The sequence below is a fragment of the Pseudomonas sp. 5Vm1k genome (genome assembly GCF_056161485.1).
Genome location: NZ_JBSPCZ010000002.1, coordinates 466,712 through 483,862, shown reverse-complemented (window position 1 = coordinate 483,862; position 17,151 = coordinate 466,712). Strand labels below are relative to the sequence as shown.

The 17,151-nt window shown below is 58.2% G+C and carries 15 protein-coding genes; 8 read left to right on the top strand and 7 right to left on the bottom strand.

Going from position 1 to position 17,151, the window contains the following annotated elements; all coding sequences use genetic code 11:
- The first annotated feature begins 137 nt into the window (after positions 1-137).
- The 3 genes from ACWIKB_RS05925 (at position 138) to ahpF (ending at position 3,488) form a co-directional block, all read left to right on the top strand.
- Entirely contained in the window at positions 138-1,082 is a 945-nt protein-coding gene (locus ACWIKB_RS05925) for a site-specific integrase (RefSeq protein WP_475265762.1), read from the top strand.
- Between the two features lie 145 nt (positions 1,083-1,227).
- Positions 1,228-1,791, top strand: coding sequence for an alkyl hydroperoxide reductase subunit C (gene ahpC, locus ACWIKB_RS05920; protein WP_054050573.1), 564 nt, complete (start codon positions 1,228-1,230; stop codon positions 1,789-1,791).
- 131 nt (positions 1,792-1,922) lie between these two features.
- Entirely contained in the window at positions 1,923-3,488 is a 1,566-nt protein-coding gene (ahpF, locus tag ACWIKB_RS05915) for an alkyl hydroperoxide reductase subunit F (protein ID WP_475265761.1), read from the top strand.
- Positions 3,489-3,664: 176 nt separating this feature from the next.
- Here the strand turns inward: ahpF and gloA are convergent, their stop codons facing one another.
- Positions 3,665-4,186, bottom strand: a complete 522-nt coding sequence (gene gloA, locus ACWIKB_RS05910; protein ID WP_123508222.1) for a lactoylglutathione lyase — start codon at positions 4,184-4,186, stop codon at positions 3,665-3,667.
- Positions 4,187-4,331: 145 nt separating this feature from the next.
- On the opposite strand from gloA, the gene ACWIKB_RS05905 reads away from it, so the two are divergent.
- Positions 4,332-4,856 carry a DUF4946 domain-containing protein gene (locus tag ACWIKB_RS05905; protein ID WP_475265760.1) on the top strand — a complete coding sequence of 175 codons (525 nt, stop codon included), beginning with the start codon at positions 4,332-4,334 and terminating at the stop codon, positions 4,854-4,856.
- Positions 4,857-5,120: 264 nt separating this feature from the next.
- Here ACWIKB_RS05905 and ACWIKB_RS05900 read toward each other — a convergent pair whose 3' ends face one another.
- The 3 genes from ACWIKB_RS05900 to ACWIKB_RS05890 all read right to left on the bottom strand — a co-directional run bounded on the left by ACWIKB_RS05900 (position 5,121) and on the right by ACWIKB_RS05890 (position 8,189).
- A complete protein-coding gene (locus tag ACWIKB_RS05900) occupies positions 5,121-5,486 on the bottom strand; it encodes a histone-like nucleoid-structuring protein, MvaT/MvaU family (protein ID WP_123408041.1) in 366 nt (121 codons plus the stop codon).
- 224 nt (positions 5,487-5,710) lie between these two features.
- Positions 5,711-7,246 (bottom strand): EAL domain-containing protein, encoded by a 1,536-nt coding sequence (locus ACWIKB_RS05895; RefSeq protein ID WP_475265759.1) that lies wholly within the window; start codon positions 7,244-7,246, stop codon positions 5,711-5,713.
- 70 nt (positions 7,247-7,316) lie between these two features.
- Positions 7,317-8,189 carry a LysR family transcriptional regulator gene (locus ACWIKB_RS05890; RefSeq protein WP_475265758.1) on the bottom strand — a complete coding sequence of 291 codons (873 nt, stop codon included), beginning with the start codon at positions 8,187-8,189 and terminating at the stop codon, positions 7,317-7,319.
- A gap of 69 nt (positions 8,190-8,258) precedes the next feature.
- On the opposite strand from ACWIKB_RS05890, the gene ACWIKB_RS05885 reads away from it, so the two are divergent.
- Both ACWIKB_RS05885 and hppD read left to right on the top strand, forming a co-directional pair.
- Positions 8,259-9,203 (top strand): DMT family transporter, encoded by a 945-nt coding sequence (locus ACWIKB_RS05885; protein ID WP_475265757.1) that lies wholly within the window; start codon positions 8,259-8,261, stop codon positions 9,201-9,203.
- Between the two features lie 265 nt (positions 9,204-9,468).
- Positions 9,469-10,545 (top strand): 4-hydroxyphenylpyruvate dioxygenase, encoded by a 1,077-nt coding sequence (gene hppD / locus ACWIKB_RS05880; protein ID WP_475265756.1) that lies wholly within the window; start codon positions 9,469-9,471, stop codon positions 10,543-10,545.
- Positions 10,546-10,724: 179 nt separating this feature from the next.
- Here the strand turns inward: hppD and rarD are convergent, their stop codons facing one another.
- From rarD to ACWIKB_RS05865, 3 genes are all read right to left on the bottom strand, one after another.
- On the bottom strand, positions 10,725-11,606 hold the full coding sequence (rarD, locus tag ACWIKB_RS05875; RefSeq protein ID WP_475265755.1) for an EamA family transporter RarD: 882 nt from the start codon (positions 11,604-11,606) through the stop codon (positions 10,725-10,727).
- Between the two features lie 335 nt (positions 11,607-11,941).
- Entirely contained in the window at positions 11,942-12,955 is a 1,014-nt protein-coding gene (locus tag ACWIKB_RS05870; protein WP_475265754.1) for an aldo/keto reductase, read from the bottom strand.
- A 194-nt stretch (positions 12,956-13,149) separates the two neighbouring features.
- The gene (locus tag ACWIKB_RS05865; RefSeq protein WP_475265753.1) at positions 13,150-14,460 is read right to left on the bottom strand and encodes an MFS transporter; all 1,311 of its coding nucleotides are present in this window, start codon (positions 14,458-14,460) and stop codon (positions 13,150-13,152) included.
- 170 nt (positions 14,461-14,630) lie between these two features.
- Here ACWIKB_RS05865 and ACWIKB_RS05860 point away from each other — a divergent pair, with 170 nt between their 5' ends.
- On the top strand, positions 14,631-15,743 hold the full coding sequence (locus tag ACWIKB_RS05860) for a sugar diacid recognition domain-containing protein (protein WP_475265752.1): 1,113 nt from the start codon (positions 14,631-14,633) through the stop codon (positions 15,741-15,743).
- A 223-nt stretch (positions 15,744-15,966) separates the two neighbouring features.
- Positions 15,967-17,109, top strand: coding sequence for a glycerate kinase (locus ACWIKB_RS05855; RefSeq protein ID WP_475265751.1), 1,143 nt, complete (start codon positions 15,967-15,969; stop codon positions 17,107-17,109).
- The last annotated feature ends 42 nt before the right edge of the window (positions 17,110-17,151 follow it).

Below are 17,151 nucleotides of genomic sequence, written 5' to 3'. Positions count from 1 at the left end.
GTACACATTGTACCATCGTATATGAAAAGTTAAATACTTTGAATTACTGGCGCGGGATATACTGGTATTACCCCGTGTGATGAGTTGTAGGCGCGGTTTTCACCTGCCAAAACGGTACGTTTTAGAGAGTTGAGCCCATGTCCGATCTGGATCGCTACCTGCAAGCCGCCACCCGCGATAACACTCGTCGCAGCTACCGCGCGGCCATCGAGCATTTCGAAGTCAGTTGGGGCGGATTTCTGCCGGCGACCAGCGACAGTGTTGCGCGCTATCTCGTCGCGCATGCGGGTGTGCTGTCGGTGAATACGCTGAAGCTGCGCCTGTCGGCGTTGGCGCAATGGCACAACAGCCAGGGCTTTGCCGACCCAACCAAGGCGCCAGTGGTGCGCCAGGTGTTCAAGGGCATTCGCGCGTTGCACCCGGCGCAGGAGAAACAGGCCGAGCCCTTGCAGCTTCAACACCTGGAGCAAGTGGTCGCCTGGCTAGAACAGGAAGCGCAGACCGCTCGAGCAGAAGGCGATCAGCCAGGATTACTGCGGGCTCGACGCGACATGGCGCTGATACTGCTGGGCTTCTGGCGCGGCTTTCGCAGCGATGAGTTATGCCGGTTGCAGATCGAGCACGTAAAAGCCATCGCCCAATCGGGCATCACGCTCTATCTACCGCGCAGCAAGAGTGACCGCGAAAACCTCGGCAAGACTTATCAGACTCCAGCATTGCAACGCTTGTGTCCGGTGCAGGCTTACATCGACTGGATCACCGAAGCCGCATTGGTGCGCGGGCCGGTGTTCCGCGGCATTGACCGTTGGGGCCACCTGAGTGAGGAGGGTTTGCACGCCAACAGCGTGATTCCACTGCTGCGCCAGGCACTGGAGCGCGCCGGCATCCCGGCCGAGCACTACACCAGTCACTCATTGCGTCGCGGTTTTGCAACATGGGCCCATCAAAGTGGTTGGGATTTGAAGTCGTTGATGAGTTACGTGGGCTGGAAGGATATGAAGTCCGCCATGCGCTATGTTGAAGCCAGCCCGTTTCTCGGGATGACGCCCCTCGCGGAAAAAACCATTGGCACTGCTCAGTAAGTTTTCTTCTATTAATACACTCGGCTAATAGCGAAAACCAATGAGCAGCATGAGCTTTGCCAATGAGCCATCCGGCCATCGAGTGGGTAGGATTCACCCCATCAACTTTTCAACCGAACTTTTCAACCCTGACGGAGAGTCACCGATGCCTATCATCAACAGCCAAGTAAAACCGTTTAAAGCTACTGCTTACAAAAATGGCGACTTCGTACAAGTGTCGGACGCAGACCTGAAAGGCAAGTGGTCTGTCGTGTTCTTCTACCCAGCCGACTTCACCTTCGTTTGCCCAACCGAACTGGAAGACCTGGCTGACAACTACGCAGCGTTCCAGAAACTCGGCGTCGAAATCTACAGCGTTTCCACTGACACTCACTTTGCTCACGCTGCCTGGCACAACACTTCGCCAGCCATCGGCAAAATCGAATACACCATGATCGGCGACCCAACCCACGCCATCTCCCGCAACTTCGACGTACTGATCGAAGAAGTTGGCCTGGCTGACCGTGGCACCTTCGTGATCAACCCTGAAGGCCAGATCAAAATCGTCGAGCTGAACGACGGCGGTGTTGGCCGTGACGCTTCCGAGCTGCTGCGCAAAATCAAGGCTGCCCAGTACGTTGCTGCTCACCCGGGCGAAGTCTGCCCAGCCAAGTGGAAAGAAGGCGAGGCCACCCTGGCTCCGTCCCTGGACCTGGTCGGCAAGATCTAAGTCTGTGACACAAGCATCATCAGGGCGGGTTTCCGCACCTAAGTAAGCTGCAACCGCCCAATAAAAACGCCCGGGCGAGATTCGCTCGGGCGTTTTTTTTCGCCTCAAATAAAGTAAAGGAAATCGCCCGTATGTTGGACGCCAATCTTAAAGCCCAGTTGAAATCGTACCTGGAACGGGTCACCCAACCGATCGAGATCGTTGCCTCCCTCGACGACGGTGCGAAATCCCAGGAAATGCTCGAACTGTTGAAAGACGTTGCCAGTCTTTCCACGCAAATTACTTTGCTCGACAACGGTGATGACGCTCGCAAGCCATCGTTCTCGATCAACCGCCCGGGTGCTGACATCAGCCTGCGTTTCGCCGGTATCCCCATGGGCCACGAATTCACGTCGTTGGTGCTGGCCTTGTTGCAAGTCGGCGGTCACCCTTCGAAAGCCAGTGTCGAAGTGATTGAACAGATCCGCTCGCTCGAAGGCGAGTTCAGCTTCGAGACCTACTTCTCGCTGTCCTGCCAGAACTGCCCGGACGTGGTCCAGGCGCTGAACCTGATGGCCGTGCTCAACCCGAACATCCGCCACGTCGCCATCGACGGTGCGCTGTTCCAGGCTGAAGTCGACAAGCGCCAGATCATGGCTGTGCCAAGCGTTTACCTGAACGGCGAAATCTTCGGCCAGGGCCGCATGGGCGTAGAAGAAATCCTCGCCAAGATCGACACCAGCGGTGCCGAACGCCAGGCCGAGAAGATCAGCGCCAAAGAAGTCTTTGATGTATTGATCGTCGGCGGTGGCCCGGCCGGTGCTTCGGCTGCTATCTACGCCGCCCGTAAAGGCATTCGTACCGGCGTAGCCGCAGAGCGTTTTGGTGGGCAGGTGCTCGACACCATGGCCATCGAAAACTTCATCTCCGTGCAGGAAACCGAAGGGCCGAAACTGGCCAGCGCCCTGGAAGAACACGTCAAGCAGTACGACGTCGACATCATGAACCTGCAGCGAGCCACCGCGCTGATCCCGGCGAAAAATGCCGGCGAGCTGCACGAAGTGCGCTTCGAAAGTGGTGCCAACCTGAAAACCAAAGCACTGATCCTTGCCACCGGCGCCCGCTGGCGCGAAATGGGTGTTCCGGGCGAGCAGCAATACAAAGCCAAGGGCGTGTGCTTCTGCCCGCACTGTGACGGTCCGTTGTTCAAAGATAAACGCGTGGCCGTGATCGGCGGCGGTAACTCCGGCGTAGAAGCAGCCATCGACCTGGCCGGTATCGTCAGCCACGTCACACTGCTGGAATTCGACAGCAAGCTGCGCGCCGATGCGGTACTGCAACGCAAGTTGTACAGCCTGCCGAACGTCAACGTCATCACCAGTGCGCTGACCAGCGAAGTGAAGGGTGACGGGCAGAAGGTGACCGGTCTGGTCTACAAGGATCGCGATTCGGGTGAGTTCACCACGGTCGAGCTGGAAGGGATCTTCGTGCAGATCGGTTTGCTGCCGAACACCGACTGGCTCAAAGGCACGGTCGAGTTGTCACCGCGTGGCGAGATCATCGTCGATGCCCGTGGCGAGACTTCGCTGCCGGGTGTGTTCGCCGCCGGTGACGTGACCACCGTGCCGTACAAGCAGATTGTGATTGCGGTGGGCGAGGGCGCCAAGGCTTCCCTGAGCGCATTCGATCACCTGATCCGCACCTCGGCCCCGGCTTAAACGCCAGCGCCGAAAGCACAAAACCCCATGAGTGATCATGGGGTTTTTTTGTGCCTTGCAGATTCCCAATGTGGGAGCGGGCTTGCTCGCGAAGGCGTCGTGTCAGTTAACATTGATGCTGGATGACACACCGCTTTCGCGAGCAAGCCCGCTCCCACAGGGTTCTCTACTAAGTTTTACATCGGTGCTGGCTGAATGATTTCGACCCAGTAAGCATCCGGGTCTTTGATAAACGCCAGGCTCTTCATCCGGCCATCGTTCAAGCGCTTCTGGAAATCACAGCCCAGGGCTTCGAAACGTTCGCACGCCGCGCGGATGTCCGGCACCGAAATGCAGATATGACCGAAGCCACGCGGGTCGGTGTTGCCATTGTGGTAGGCGAACTCCGGATCGTTTTCGGTGCCGTGGTTGTGGGTCAGTTCCAGAATGCCCGGGATCGACTTCATCCATTCGGTGCGTGCTGCCGCATCGGCCGGGATCTGGCTTTTATCGACCAGCGCCAGGAAGTACAGGCTGAACTCGGCTTCCGGGAAGTCGCGCTTTTCAACCAGCGAAAAACCGAGAATGCGCGTGTAGAAATCCAGGGACTTGGTGATGTCCTTGACCCGCAACATGGTGTGGTTGAAGACGAACTTCTGGGTCGCGGTGTCCGGTGCGGCGGTGACGCCGGGGAAGGTGTTCAATTCGTGCAGGCTCATGGGCCCTCCGGAAAATAAGTGGGGCTGGCGAATGGTCGCAATGATACGCAAGCGTCCCGACATCGCCAAACCAAAACGCCCGGCTATTGCCTGCCGGGCGGGTGAGGCTCAGACTTTGTGGTTCAATCTGTGAGTGCCTCTTGTAATGATCCGACCGTTTGCATCGCTATTCGTTTTCATGGGTTTGTTTGCGCTGGCCTCGACGGTGCAGGCGGACACCCCAAGCATCACCTGGCCAAGTGGCTGGGAAGTGGAAGTCGTCGCGCCAAATGAAGCCGCGCCGCAAGTGTCCCGGCAGCGCGCTGTGAAAACTGACGCCGATGGCAATCAGGTGCTTGTAATGGAGCTGACCATGACCCCTGTGGAAAGCGGCCACCAGGTGAACTTGCAGGGTGTGCTGCTGGAGATGCGCAAATCGGTGCAGAAAGACTTTTTTCAGGGTGGCTATCAAAGTGTCTGCAACAAGATTCACCCGGCTACATTGAGCCAACTGTCAGCGCTGGAAACCACTTGCACGGTTACCCAGAACGGCCGACATGTGCTGTCTCAAACACTGGTCGCCGCCGTGCAGGCAGATAAGGCTTATGTACTTTCCTACGCCGGGCAGGCTGACGTTTATAAGGCAAGCCAGGAAGAAATAGCGGCTGCCCGCAACAGCTTGAAACTTTAGGTGAAGCATTGAAGGGCTTTGCATGTCAGCCCGCCCCGGCTTTTTTAGATGCCCAAAGGGATTAAGCATAAAGTTAGCAGGAAAGTATGATGGGCTCGGCGACGCAGCTACAGCGTTCTCAATGTGAAGAATGTTTTTATTGCGCTGGCGGTGACACCTCGTTACAGGGCATTTCCAACTTGATCGGCGACTATCGTTGCATTTGTTAGATGTCACCCATGAAAAAGCCCCGCATTAGCAGGGCTTTTTTGTTGCCGCGAAAGGTTAACCGCGCAGCCAGGAATCGACGGTGGCGGCACCGTACTGTTCCTTCCAGGCTTTCAGGCCGCGGTGGTTACCGCCCTTGGTTTCGATCAGTTCACCGGTGTGCGGGTTGTGATAGACCTTGACCACACGGGCGCGGCGGGTTTTAGGCGCTGCGGCCTGTTGCAGGCCCGATTTTGCCGGGTTCGGATCGAGAATGGCGATGATGTCGCGCAGGCTTTTGCCGTAGGTTTTCATCAGCCCCTGGAGCTTTTCTTCGAATTCGATTTCTTTCTTGAGCCCGGCATCGTTCTTCAAGGATTCCAGCTGCTTGAGCTGTTCTTGAAGGGCCTTTTCAGCTGCACGAAATTCAGCGAGTCTGGACAATATCTTTACTCCAATAGTGTGTTTGGCTGATACCAACCGCAAACAAAGCTATAAGCCAAGAGCCTTGAAGCGACTCGGTGATAATGGCTCACCTGCTAATCTTGCACAGGCAAGAAAAATTGTAGTAGTTAATTGCCCAAGAGTAAATCCTGTCTTTTTCTTCATGTAACAACAGCAGTCTTTTGATTCAATTTGGTGCGAGCTTTGGTTATCTGCCCAAGCGTTTAATGGTGACTTAATGCATTAATGAAGTCCGCGCCAGGCATCGGCCGGCCGAACAGGTAGCCTTGCAGGAAGTTCACGCGGTGGGCCGTCAGGTAATCGCTTTGCTCCTCGGTTTCTACACCTTCGGCAACAATTCCAAGGTCCAGCTTGGCCGAGAGTTCAATGATGCTGTCCAGAATATGTCGGGAAAGGGCATCGGCACCGATCATGGCGACAAAACTCTGATCGATTTTCAGAAAATCCACGTTGAATTGGCGCAGATACCCCAGGCTCGAATGGCCGGTGCCAAAGTCGTCAATCGCGATCATCACGCCCAACCCGTGAAGCTGCTCGAACAACTGGTGAGTCAGGTCCGTCGGTTCGATCAGTTCGCGCTCGGTCAGCTCCAGCACCAGGCTGACGCTTCCCGGCGTGAAGGCGCTGAGAAATTCTCGGCAATCTTCCACCAGTTCCAGGTCCTGACAGTGGCTGGCGGTGATGTTGATGCCGATATGAAACGGCCCGTCAAACGTGGCCGATACCGGCGCCAGCAACGCGGCGGTCTGCTGCATCAACAAGCGGGTCATCGGCACGATCAGCCCCGAGTGTTCGGCGAACGGGATAAACAGATCGGGGCGCACCAAACCTTCCTTCGGGTGATTCCAGCGCATCAGCACTTCGGCGCCGCTCCACTTTTTCGTATCGCCATGCACCACCGGCTGAAAATACGGAATGAATTCCCTGGCCTCCAGCGCGCGTTGCAGTTCAACGCTGGGCGATGAGGCGCGTTTTTGCAGGATGTGCCCGATCGAGCCCGACACCACACCAAAAAACAGCAGCAGACTGAACAGTGGCGGGTACTCACGGCTCATGTAGCGCCAGGTTTCGCCCTCGGGGAAGCCGGCGGCCACCTTAAACGCGTACTGCTCGGAAACCCGCGTACTTTGCGCCACCGGAAAGATGGGCAGGGCACTGTCCTGCACCTTGCCGTCGGCAGACAACCAGTTATTGCCCACTTGCAGCAACAATGAAGTCTGGCGACCGATCAGCCGCAGCACGTTGCTCAAGTGATAACCGTCGAGGGTAGTCAGCGCACCCTTTTTGTCATCGCTGAGACGATAAACCAGCAATGCGGTGTTGGGCGTGACGGGGTTGCCGTTCATCAACCACAACTGACCTTGGGTGTAGTCACCAGCGTTTACTTTCTCCTGATAATCGCCGAACAACGAACTGCAATAGATATTGTTGTCCCACACCAGATTGGTCGAGCGTACAAACGGCCGACGAGTCACCTGTTCACGCAGCGCCAATTTGGCGTCGTTGCAGTTGTCTCCGGCCAAGGGCAGCAACACCCGCGCGGCTTCTGCAGTGTTGTCGAGCATCAGATTGAATTGGCGCAGGGCTTCGTCGGCGGTTTGCTCGGTGCTTTGCTTGAGCACGCGCCCGGCCTGCATATAAAGGATGGCGAAGCCCAAAAGAACCGGGAGCACGCCGCTCAAAACGGTCACAGCAATTCGGGTGCTGCGCTTGCGGCGGGACTTTACGGTCAGGGGCATTTACGAAACCTTCAACTATGGAGTGGGATTTCCCATGGCCATCATAGTTGGCTGTTGGCAGTTATGCCGATCAGCGATAGCTCAAGCCCGAAGCCAGCTTGATAAAGGCCATTGTCGCCGGGGATGACTGGCGCTGATCCAGCACCGCCAACCCGACCTGGCGTTTGACGGAGGGTGAAAGCGGTTTCTTCACACAACGACGGTCAATGTCTTGCGGCAATGAGCTTTCGGCGACGACGGTCAGGGCATTGCCACGACTCACTGTGTCCAGGGTGCTGAGCAGTTGCGAACATCGATAACGAATGTTCGGCGTCAGCCTGGCGGCGTTGAACAGCCGCGAAACCAGTTCGGAAGAACCGGCCTCGGTCAGCACGAAAGGGTCATGACACAAGTCCTGCAAACTCAAACTATCGTGCGCAGTCAGCGGATGATCGACTGGCAGCAGCGCAACCATCTGATCCTCGATCAGCGCGAACGTGTCGAAACGCTCCTCGGGCAGCACCACAAAACCCACATCAATGCGCCGCTCCTCGAGCCATTGCATCACCTGACGGTCCGGGCCTTCGTCGATATGCACTTCAATGCCGGGATGGGCCGCACGGTATTGCTCAAGGATCATCGGCAGCAACTTGATCGATGAGGTCGGGCCGAACGAACCAATGCGCAACGTGCCGCGTTTCATCCCGCGGGCATCGGCGGCTTCCTCGCGCAACGTATTGGCCAGCCCGAGCATCGCCCGGGCGCGCAGCAGCAGTTGCTGACCGATGTCGCTGAGTTCGACTTGGGACTGGTGGCGGCGCAGCAACTCGACGCCCAGTTCCTGTTCCAGTGACTTGAGTGCGTGGGAAACCGCCGATTGCGAAATTCCCAGGCGATTGGCAGCCGCCGTGAAACCGCGCAGTTCGGCGACCAGAGAGAAGATTTCCAGTTGGGTCAGGGTCATGAGTATTTACTCATTTTACGATGATCAGGCATGAGCCCGATGATACGTCATCCGTTCTTCTGGTGACTTATGAATAGCTATGAACAAAGCCTGACAAAACCCTCGGATGTCCCGGTTTATCTGAAGTTGGCGGCGGTGACGATGATTTGGGGCGGGACCTTTGTGGCCGGCCGTTTTTTGGCCGACAGCCTGAGCCCGCTGTTTGCCGCGAGCCTGCGTTTTTTGCTCGCCAGCGTGGCGTTGCTGCTGTTTGTGCTGTTGGCCCGCGTGCCGCTGGTGCGACCGAGCCAACGTCAATGGCTGCAACTGGCACTGCTGGGGTTCTTCGGGATTTTCTTCTACAACCTGTGCTTCTTTTATGGGCTGCATTACATCAACGCGTCCCGGGCGTCGCTGATCGTGGCGTTGAACCCGGCGGTGATTGGCCTGGCGTCGTGGTTGCTGTTCAAGGAGCGCTTGAGCCGGATGAAAGTGGCGGGGATCGCGATCTGCATCGTCGGGGCAGGGCTGGTGATCGTCAGCCGCAACCCGCAATTGCTGGCGGCCAATGCCGACGCATGGATTGGCGATTTGCTGATTTTCGGCTGCGTGTTGAGTTGGGGCGTTTATTCGCTGTTTTCCAGGGAACTGAATCAGACGCTGGGGCCGGTACAAACGGTGACGTACTCGATTCTACTGGGCACGGCGATGCTCTGGATAACCAGCGCGGCGCGCGGCGAGTTGAGTGTTGATGCGCTGCTCAGCCTGGGTCCGCAACAATGGCTAAGCCTGATGTACCTGGGCGTGCTCGGCTCGGCGCTGGCCTACATTGGCTATTACGATGGCATCCGCAAAATCGGCGCGACCCGTTCCGGCGTGTTCATTGCCTTGAATCCGCTGACCGCCGTGATCTTTGGGGCAATGTTGTTGGGCGAGCAATTGACGCTGGCCATGTGCCTGGGTGGCGGGCTGATTCTGTCGGGGATTTACCTGTGTAACAAACCGCTTGCACCGGCCACGAAAAAGGGGATTTGATACAGAAGGCGGACAAACCGTTTTACGCTGTGTAGAATCGGTTTACGCATACAATAATAAACGTCTTCTGGCAGCAGAAGCCTCGCCCGCAAGAGCCTTGGGTCGACAATGAAGAGTTTTGGGTTTCAATTGATCTACGGTGACTTCCTCGCCCGCAGCGTTCGGGGCATCTCCTGTGCGCCACCCGCCAGTCTCAGCATTGCTAGCAACTAACGATCCGTTAATTCAGCCGTTAATTTCAAATGCAGATGATGAGGCGCCAACCATGGCAGATTTATACGAAAACCCAATGGGCCTGATGGGCTTTGAATTCATTGAGTTCGCATCGCCGACCCCGAACACCCTGGAGCCGATCTTCGAGATCATGGGCTTCACCAAGGTCGCGACCCACCGTTCCAAAGACGTGCACCTGTATCGCCAGGGCCAGATCAACCTGATCCTCAACAACGAACCCCACAGCGTCGCTTCGTACTTCGCGGCCGAGCACGGCCCGTCGGTGTGCGGCATGGCGTTCCGCGTCAAGGATTCGCAAAAAGCCTACAAGCGTGCCCTCGAACTCGGCGCCCAGCCGATTCACATCGAAACCGGTCCGATGGAGCTGCACCTGCCAGCGATCAAAGGCATCGGCGGTGCGCCGCTGTACCTGATCGACCGTTTCGGCGAAGGCAGCTCGATCTACGACATCGACTTCGTGTTCATCGAAGGCGTGGACCGCAACCCGGAAGGGGCGGGCCTGAAGATCATCGATCACCTGACCCACAACGTCTATCGCGGGCGCATGGCCTACTGGGCCAACTTCTACGAGAAGCTGTTCAACTTCCGCGAAATCCGTTACTTCGACATCAAGGGCGAATACACCGGCCTGACCTCCAAGGCCATGACGGCGCCGGATGGCATGATCCGCATCCCGTTGAACGAAGAGTCGTCCAAGGGCGCTGGGCAGATCGAAGAGTTCCTGATGCAGTTCAACGGCGAAGGCATCCAGCACGTTGCGTTCCTCAGCGACAACCTGATCGACACTTGGGATCGCCTGAAAAAAATCGGCATGCGCTTCATGACCGCGCCACCGGAAACCTATTACGAAATGCTCGAAGGCCGTCTGCCAAATCACGGCGAGCCGGTTGATCAACTGCAAATGCGCGGGATTCTGCTGGACGGCTCGTCCGAGTCGGGCGACAAGCGTCTGCTGCTGCAGATCTTCTCGGAAACCCTGATGGGGCCGGTGTTCTTCGAATTCATCCAGCGCAAAGGCGATGATGGTTTTGGCGAAGGCAACTTCAAGGCGTTGTTCGAATCGATTGAGCGCGATCAGGTGCGTCGTGGTGTACTCGCGACTGAGTAAGCCGCTTCAGATGTAAAAAAGCCCGGTCAGCAGCAATGCTGGCCGGGCTTTTTATTGGTGTATACAAAACCAATGTGGGAGCGGGCTTGCTCGCGAAGAGGCCGTGTCAGTCGCCATCTATGTTGACTGATACACCGCCTTCGCGAGCAAGCCCGCTCCCACAGGTTTTTGTGCAGACTTTAAGGTCGGCGACTGCGCATCATGTGCTTGAACCCTTCAAACACCAGCACCACCACGGCCAACCAGATTGGAATGTAGGTCAGCCATTCTCCCGGCTTGATGCTTTCCCCCAGCAACAACGCCACGCCCAGCAACAGCACAGGTTCAACGTAGCTCAACAGCCCGAACAGGCTGAACGGCAACAAGCGGCTGGCGATGATGTAGACCACCAGTGCCGAAGCGCTGATCAATCCGAGTACCGGGATCAGCAGTGACAACCACGGGTATTGGTCAAACACGCCAAAACCTTGCTCGCCGCCCCAAACGAACCAGAACGCCACTGGCAACATCAGGCTCATGTCCAGCCAGAGCCCGCCGAGGTTGTCGGTCTTCAGCCACTTTCGCAAAACGAAGTAGGTCGGATATCCCACCACGACCAGCAAGGTCGCCCAGGAAAAGCCGCCCACCTGATACAACTCGTTGAGCACGCCGAGGGAGGCGAAAAACACCGCGACCTTTTGCAAGTAGGACAAACGCTCGCCGTAAGCGATGCGCCCGGTCAGCACCATCGACAACGGCAGCAGGAAATAACCCAGCGACACATCGAGGCTGTAGCCATTGAGCGGTGCCCACATGAACAGCCAGAGTTGCAAGCCAAGCAGCGTCGCAGACACGATCAGGGCACCCAGCAACTTCGGCTTGCCGCCCAGGCGCTTGAGGATCTCGACCGCGCGCCGCCATTCGCCGGACACCAGCATGAACACCGTCATGCAGGGCACAGTCAGCAGCATCCGCCAGCCAAAGATTTCTACGCCGCTCAACGGGGTGAGCAGCGAAGTGTAGTAATACATGACGGCAAACAGCACCGAGGCTGTGACCGATAAAGCGATACCTTTAGACAAACTGTCCTCGCGGGGGGTGAACGTGAAACGGGGCGCAGAGGATACGTGGTTTTAGCTTAGAACATTGATCGATTGATCAAGAACAACGCAAAACCTGTAGGAGCAAAGCTTGCTCGCGAAAGCCGTCTATCAGCCAACATGGATGTTGAATATAAAGCCGCCTTCGCGAGCAGGCTCGCTCCCACATTTGATTTTTGTCACCTACAAGATTTGCAATCAACATAGATCCCCTGTGGGAGCGGGCTTGCTCGCGAAGAGGTCGTGTCAGTCGACATCTGCATTGCCTGACACACCGCCTTCGCGAGCAAGCCCGCTCCCACAGGTTATGGGTTTCGTCAGTTATTACGGGGTTTACGGCCGGAGACGAAGTGGCTCACGTCATTGAACCCCGGTGTCGAGGAATGCCCCGGCGTTACCAGCGAATCAATGAAGGCCTCATCTTGCGCGGTGATTTTCACCGCTTGCGCCTTGGTGTAGGCATCCCACTGTTCTTCGGTGCGCGGCCCGACGATGGCCGAAGTGACGGCGCTGTTGTTGATTACCCAGGCAATGGCGAATTCGACGATGCCCACGCCACGGCCCTGGGTGTACTCCTGAATCTGCTGGGCAATGCGCAGCGACTCAACGCGCCATTCGGTTTCCAGGATGCGTTTGTCCTGACGGCCCGCGCGGCTGTTGGCGTCCGGCTTCACGTCCGGTGCGTATTTGCCGCTGAGCACGCCACGAGCCAACGGGCTATACGGCACGACACCCAGGCCATAGGCGTGGGCCGCAGTGATCTGCTCGGTTTCAGCCTGACGATTGACGATGTTGTACAGCGGCTGACTGATCACCGGCCGGTCGACCCCGAGTTTGTCCGCCACGCGAATGACTTCGGCGATGCGCCAGCCACGGTAGTTGGACAGGCCCCAGTAGCGGATCTTGCCTTGGCGAATCAGGTCGCCGATGGCCGAAATCGTCACTTCCAGCGGCGTGTTGTGGTCTTCGCGGTGCAGGTAATAGATGTCGACGTAATCGGTGCCCAAGCGCGTCAGGCTGGCGTCGATGCCGTTGAAGAGGTGCTTGCGGCTCAAGCCGCTGCGGTTCGGTACGCCGTCCACCGGGCCGAAGCCGACTTTGGTGGCGAGCACCCATTCGTGGCGGTTGCCGGCAACGGCTTCACCGACGATTTCTTCGGAACGTCCGCCAGTGTAGACGTCAGCGGTGTCGATGAAATTGATGCCCTGGTCCCAGGCCTTGTCGATGATCCGCAAGGAATCTTCGGTGCTGGTCTGTTCGCCGAACATCATGGTGCCCAGGGTCAGGGTGGACACCTGCAAACCCGAATGACCCAGTGTGCGGTAGCTCATGACGAAATCCTTTTGCCGATGGGAAAGGCGTCAATCAAATACCAAAAGGACAGCCGGGAGCAACCGCAATTATCGACTCGGTCCAATGTGGGAGCGGGCTTGCTCGCGAAAGCGGTGGCTCAGTCAATAATGATGTCGACTGACGCGACGCCTTCGCGAGCAAGCCCGCTCCCACAAGGGGAACAGCGGTGGACTCAGGCGCGCAGGATGCGCGTCATCCGCAACGCCAACACACTCCCGCACACAATCACACCCGCCAACAGATACAACGCCGCATCCGTCGAACCGGTGCTGTCCTTGACCCAACCCACCAGGTACGGGCTCAGGAACCCGGCCATCTGCCCCATGGAGTTGATCAACGCCAGGCCACCCGCTGCGGCGCCCGCGCTCAGCAGAGCGGTGGGCACCGGCCAGAACATTGGCAGGCCGGTGAGGGCGCCCATGGTGGCGATGGTCAGGCCGAGAATCGCAATCGCCGGTGTGGTGGCGAAATTCACCGCGATCAGCAAGCCCACCGCGCCCATCAGCATTGGCACCACCAAATGCCAGCGACGCTCTTTGCGCAAGTCCGCTGACCGACCGACCAGCAACATGAACACCGCTGCCAGCAGATACGGAATCGCGCTTAACCAGCCAATCACCAGGTTATCGCTGAACCCGAGGTTCTTGATGATCGACGGCAACCAGAAGTTGATCGCGTATACACCGCTCTGGATGCAGAAATAGATCAGGCCGAACGCCCAGATCGCCGGGTTCTTGAACACTGCCGCCAATGAATCTGTGGTGGTTTTCGGCTTATTGGCCAGGTCTTCAGCGTGGTCCGCTTCCAGCACCTCGCGCTCAAACGGCGTCAGCCACTTGGCATTGGCATAGCTGTCGCTGAGCAGGAAGTAGGCGAGGGCGCCGAGGATTACCGTCGGGATACCTTGTAGCAAAAACATCCACTGCCAGCCCGCCAAACCCGCTTGACCGGCACCGAAGTGGTTGAGAATCCAGCCAGAGAACGGGCTGCCGAGCAGGCCGGACACCGGGATCGCCGACATGAACAGCGCCATGATGCGGCCACGGCGGAAGGTCGGGAACCATTGCGAAAGATAGAGCACCACGCCTGGGAAGAACCCGGCTTCGGCTGCGCCGGTGAACAGGCGCAAGGTGTAGAACTCGGTCGGTGTGGTGACGAACAGCAAGCACGTCGAGAGCGAACCCCAGACGATCATCATCAGCGCGATCCAGCGCCGGGGGCCGAACTTGGTCAGGGCCAGGTTGCTCGGCACACCGCACAGCACGTAGCCGATAAAGAAGATCCCGGCCCCGAGGCCGTACACGGTTTCGCTGAATTTCAGCGCGTCGAGCATCTGCAACTTGGCGAATCCAACGTTCACCCGGTCGAGGTAGTTGAACAGGTAGCAGATGAAAATGAAGGGGATCAAACGCAGGGTAATACGTTTGTAGACAGCGTTTTTGTCGTCAGCAATGGTCTGGGTAGCGGCTGCGCTCTGTGACATGGCGGGCTCTCTCTTTATTATGATTTTTTGCGATGCAAAGGGTAACGTTGATCGCCCTGTGAGTCTCGGCCACCCTTTAGGTGGTTGTCTTTGTGCCTGAGCACAGGGTTTGCCAACAAGGCCTGTGCGGGTGAACAACCCGTCCCACCCCGTTTTCAAGGACCTGCCCCATGTTTGAACTCGATCACGACCTGGCCCAGGACATCGTCGACCGGGCAATGGCCATCCTGCCGTACAACGTCAATGTCATGGACAGTCAGGGGTTGATACTCGGCAGCGGCGAACCGGAGCGGATCAACACCCGCCACGAAGGTGCGCAACTGGTGCTGGCCAACGGGCGGGTAGTGGAAATCGACGCCCAAACGGCGATTCACCTCAAAGGCGTGCAGCCGGGGATCAACCTACCGCTGTTGCTCGATCAACGGCTGATCGGCGTGCTTGGCATTACCGGTGAACCGGAGCAACTACGCACCTATGCGGAGCTGGTGCGCATGACCGCCGAGATGCTGGTGGGCCAGCGCAACCAGCAGGCCGAACAGCAATGGCGGCGTCAACGTTGCGATGACTTGCTCGCATTGTTGCTGACCGACGCCGGGGATTCGCCACGCCTGGTGGACGAAGCGCAACAACTGGGACTCAAACCACAACTGACGCGGGTGCCCTATCTGTTCGAGTTGGGCCTGGAGCACGGGCCGGGGCAGACCGTTGAAGCGCTCAGCGCCTGGTTGATCAGTCGTTATCCCGACAGTTGGTGCGTCAGTTCCGCCAAGTCGTCGCTGCTGTGGTGCCGGCCGGCGAGTCAGGCGATCGAACATGAACGATTGCTGGAGAAACTCGATGGCCTGGGCTGGAACATTCTGCGCATTGCCGTCGGTGGGCAGGCCGATGGACTACCGGGTTTGCGCCGCTGCTATCGCCGGGTCGCGGATTTGCTGGCCTATGGTCGCGATGTGTTGCCGCGCTCGCGCCTGCTGACGCTGAACCGTTATCGGCTGCCGGTGATGCTCTGGCGGCATCGCAACGACGATGCGCTGGACGAACTGCTCAAGCCGTTGCGCAAAGTCATCGCCAAGGACAGCAACGGCCAATTGCTGGCGACCTTACGCAGTTGGTGCGACCACGACGGGCAGAGCCAGGCGTGTGCCGATGCGCTGGGGATTCATCGCAACAGCTTGCGCTATCGCATGGAACGGATTGCCGAGCTGAGCGGAGTTGATCCGTTGCGGCTGGACGGGATGCTAGCGCTTTATCTCGGCGTGCAGCTGCTTCCGCAAACTGATTAAAAGATGTGGTGGTTGTAGGGACGCCTTCGCGGGCAAGCCTCGCTCCTATAGGGATGGCGCCGCTCCGGTAGGAGCGAGGCTTGCCCGCGAAGAGGCCCTCCCAGTCAACATAAATACCCGGTTTGTAGAAATGAACAACAAACGCCCCCCTAGCTTGTGCAGCGGACCGGCGTCAGCGCGTTTGGCAACTGGCAGCATGGAGGCACTGAACTGGAGAATTCATATGAAAATCGTCATTGCCCCCGATTCGTTCAAGGACAGCCTGAGTGCCCAGGGCGTAGCCGATGCCATCGCGTTGGGCCTGGCCGAGGTCTGGCCGGACGCGCTATTGGTCAAATGCCCGATGGCCGACGGCGGGGAAGGGACGGTCGAGTCGATTCTGGCGGCCTGCGCCGGTGAGTTGCGCCGCACCACCGTGCGCGGCCCGTTGGGTGCGTCGGCCGAAGCTGCTTGGGGCTGGTTGCCGCACAACCACACCGCAATTATCGAAATGGCTGAGGCCAGCGGCTTGCAACTGGTTCCACCGGGGCAACGCGATGCGTGCATCAGCAGTACTTTCGGCACCGGCGAATTGATCCGCGCCGCACTCGACGCCGGTGCACAACGGGTGATTCTGGCGATTGGCGGCAGTGCCACCAATGACGGCGGTGCCGGGGCGATGCAGGCCTTGGGCGTCAAACTGTTCGATGCACAAGGCTCGATTCTTCCGCCGGGCGGCTTGGCATTGGCACAATTACACCGCATCGACCTGAGCGAAATCGATCCACGCCTGAACGCGGTGCGTTTCGACATCGCTGCCGACGTCAACAATCCCCTGTGCGGCCCCCATGGTGCCTCGTCCATTTTCGGCCCGCAAAAAGGTGCTTCGCCAGCGCAAGTCCAGCAACTGGACCATGCCCTTGGACACTTCGCCGACCTGTGTGCGCAGGCACTGGAAAAAGACGTGCGCGACGAACCTGGCAGCGGCGCGGCGGGCGGCCTGGGTTTTGCGGCCAAGGCGTTTCTCGGCGCGCAATTTCAGGCGGGTGTGGAAGTCGTCGCCGAACTGGTCGGCCTGGCCGAAGCGGTGAAGGGCGCGGACCTGGTGATTACCGGTGAAGGCCGTTTCGACGCCCAGACCTTGCGCGGCAAGACGCCGTTTGGCGTGGCACGGATTGCACGGCAGCAGGGCGTGCCGGTGATTGTCATTGCCGGGACGCTGGGTGACGGTTATCAGGAACTGTATGGCCACGGCATTGATGCGGCGTTTGCCCTGGCGAGCGGGCCGATGACGCTGGAGCAAGCATGTGCTGAGGCACCGCGGTTATTGCGCGAGCGGGCGAGTGATATTGCGCGGGTTTGGCGGATGGCTGCCGACAAAGCCTGACCTTAACCCCATGGTGAGTAGACTTTGTGGCGAGGGGGCTTG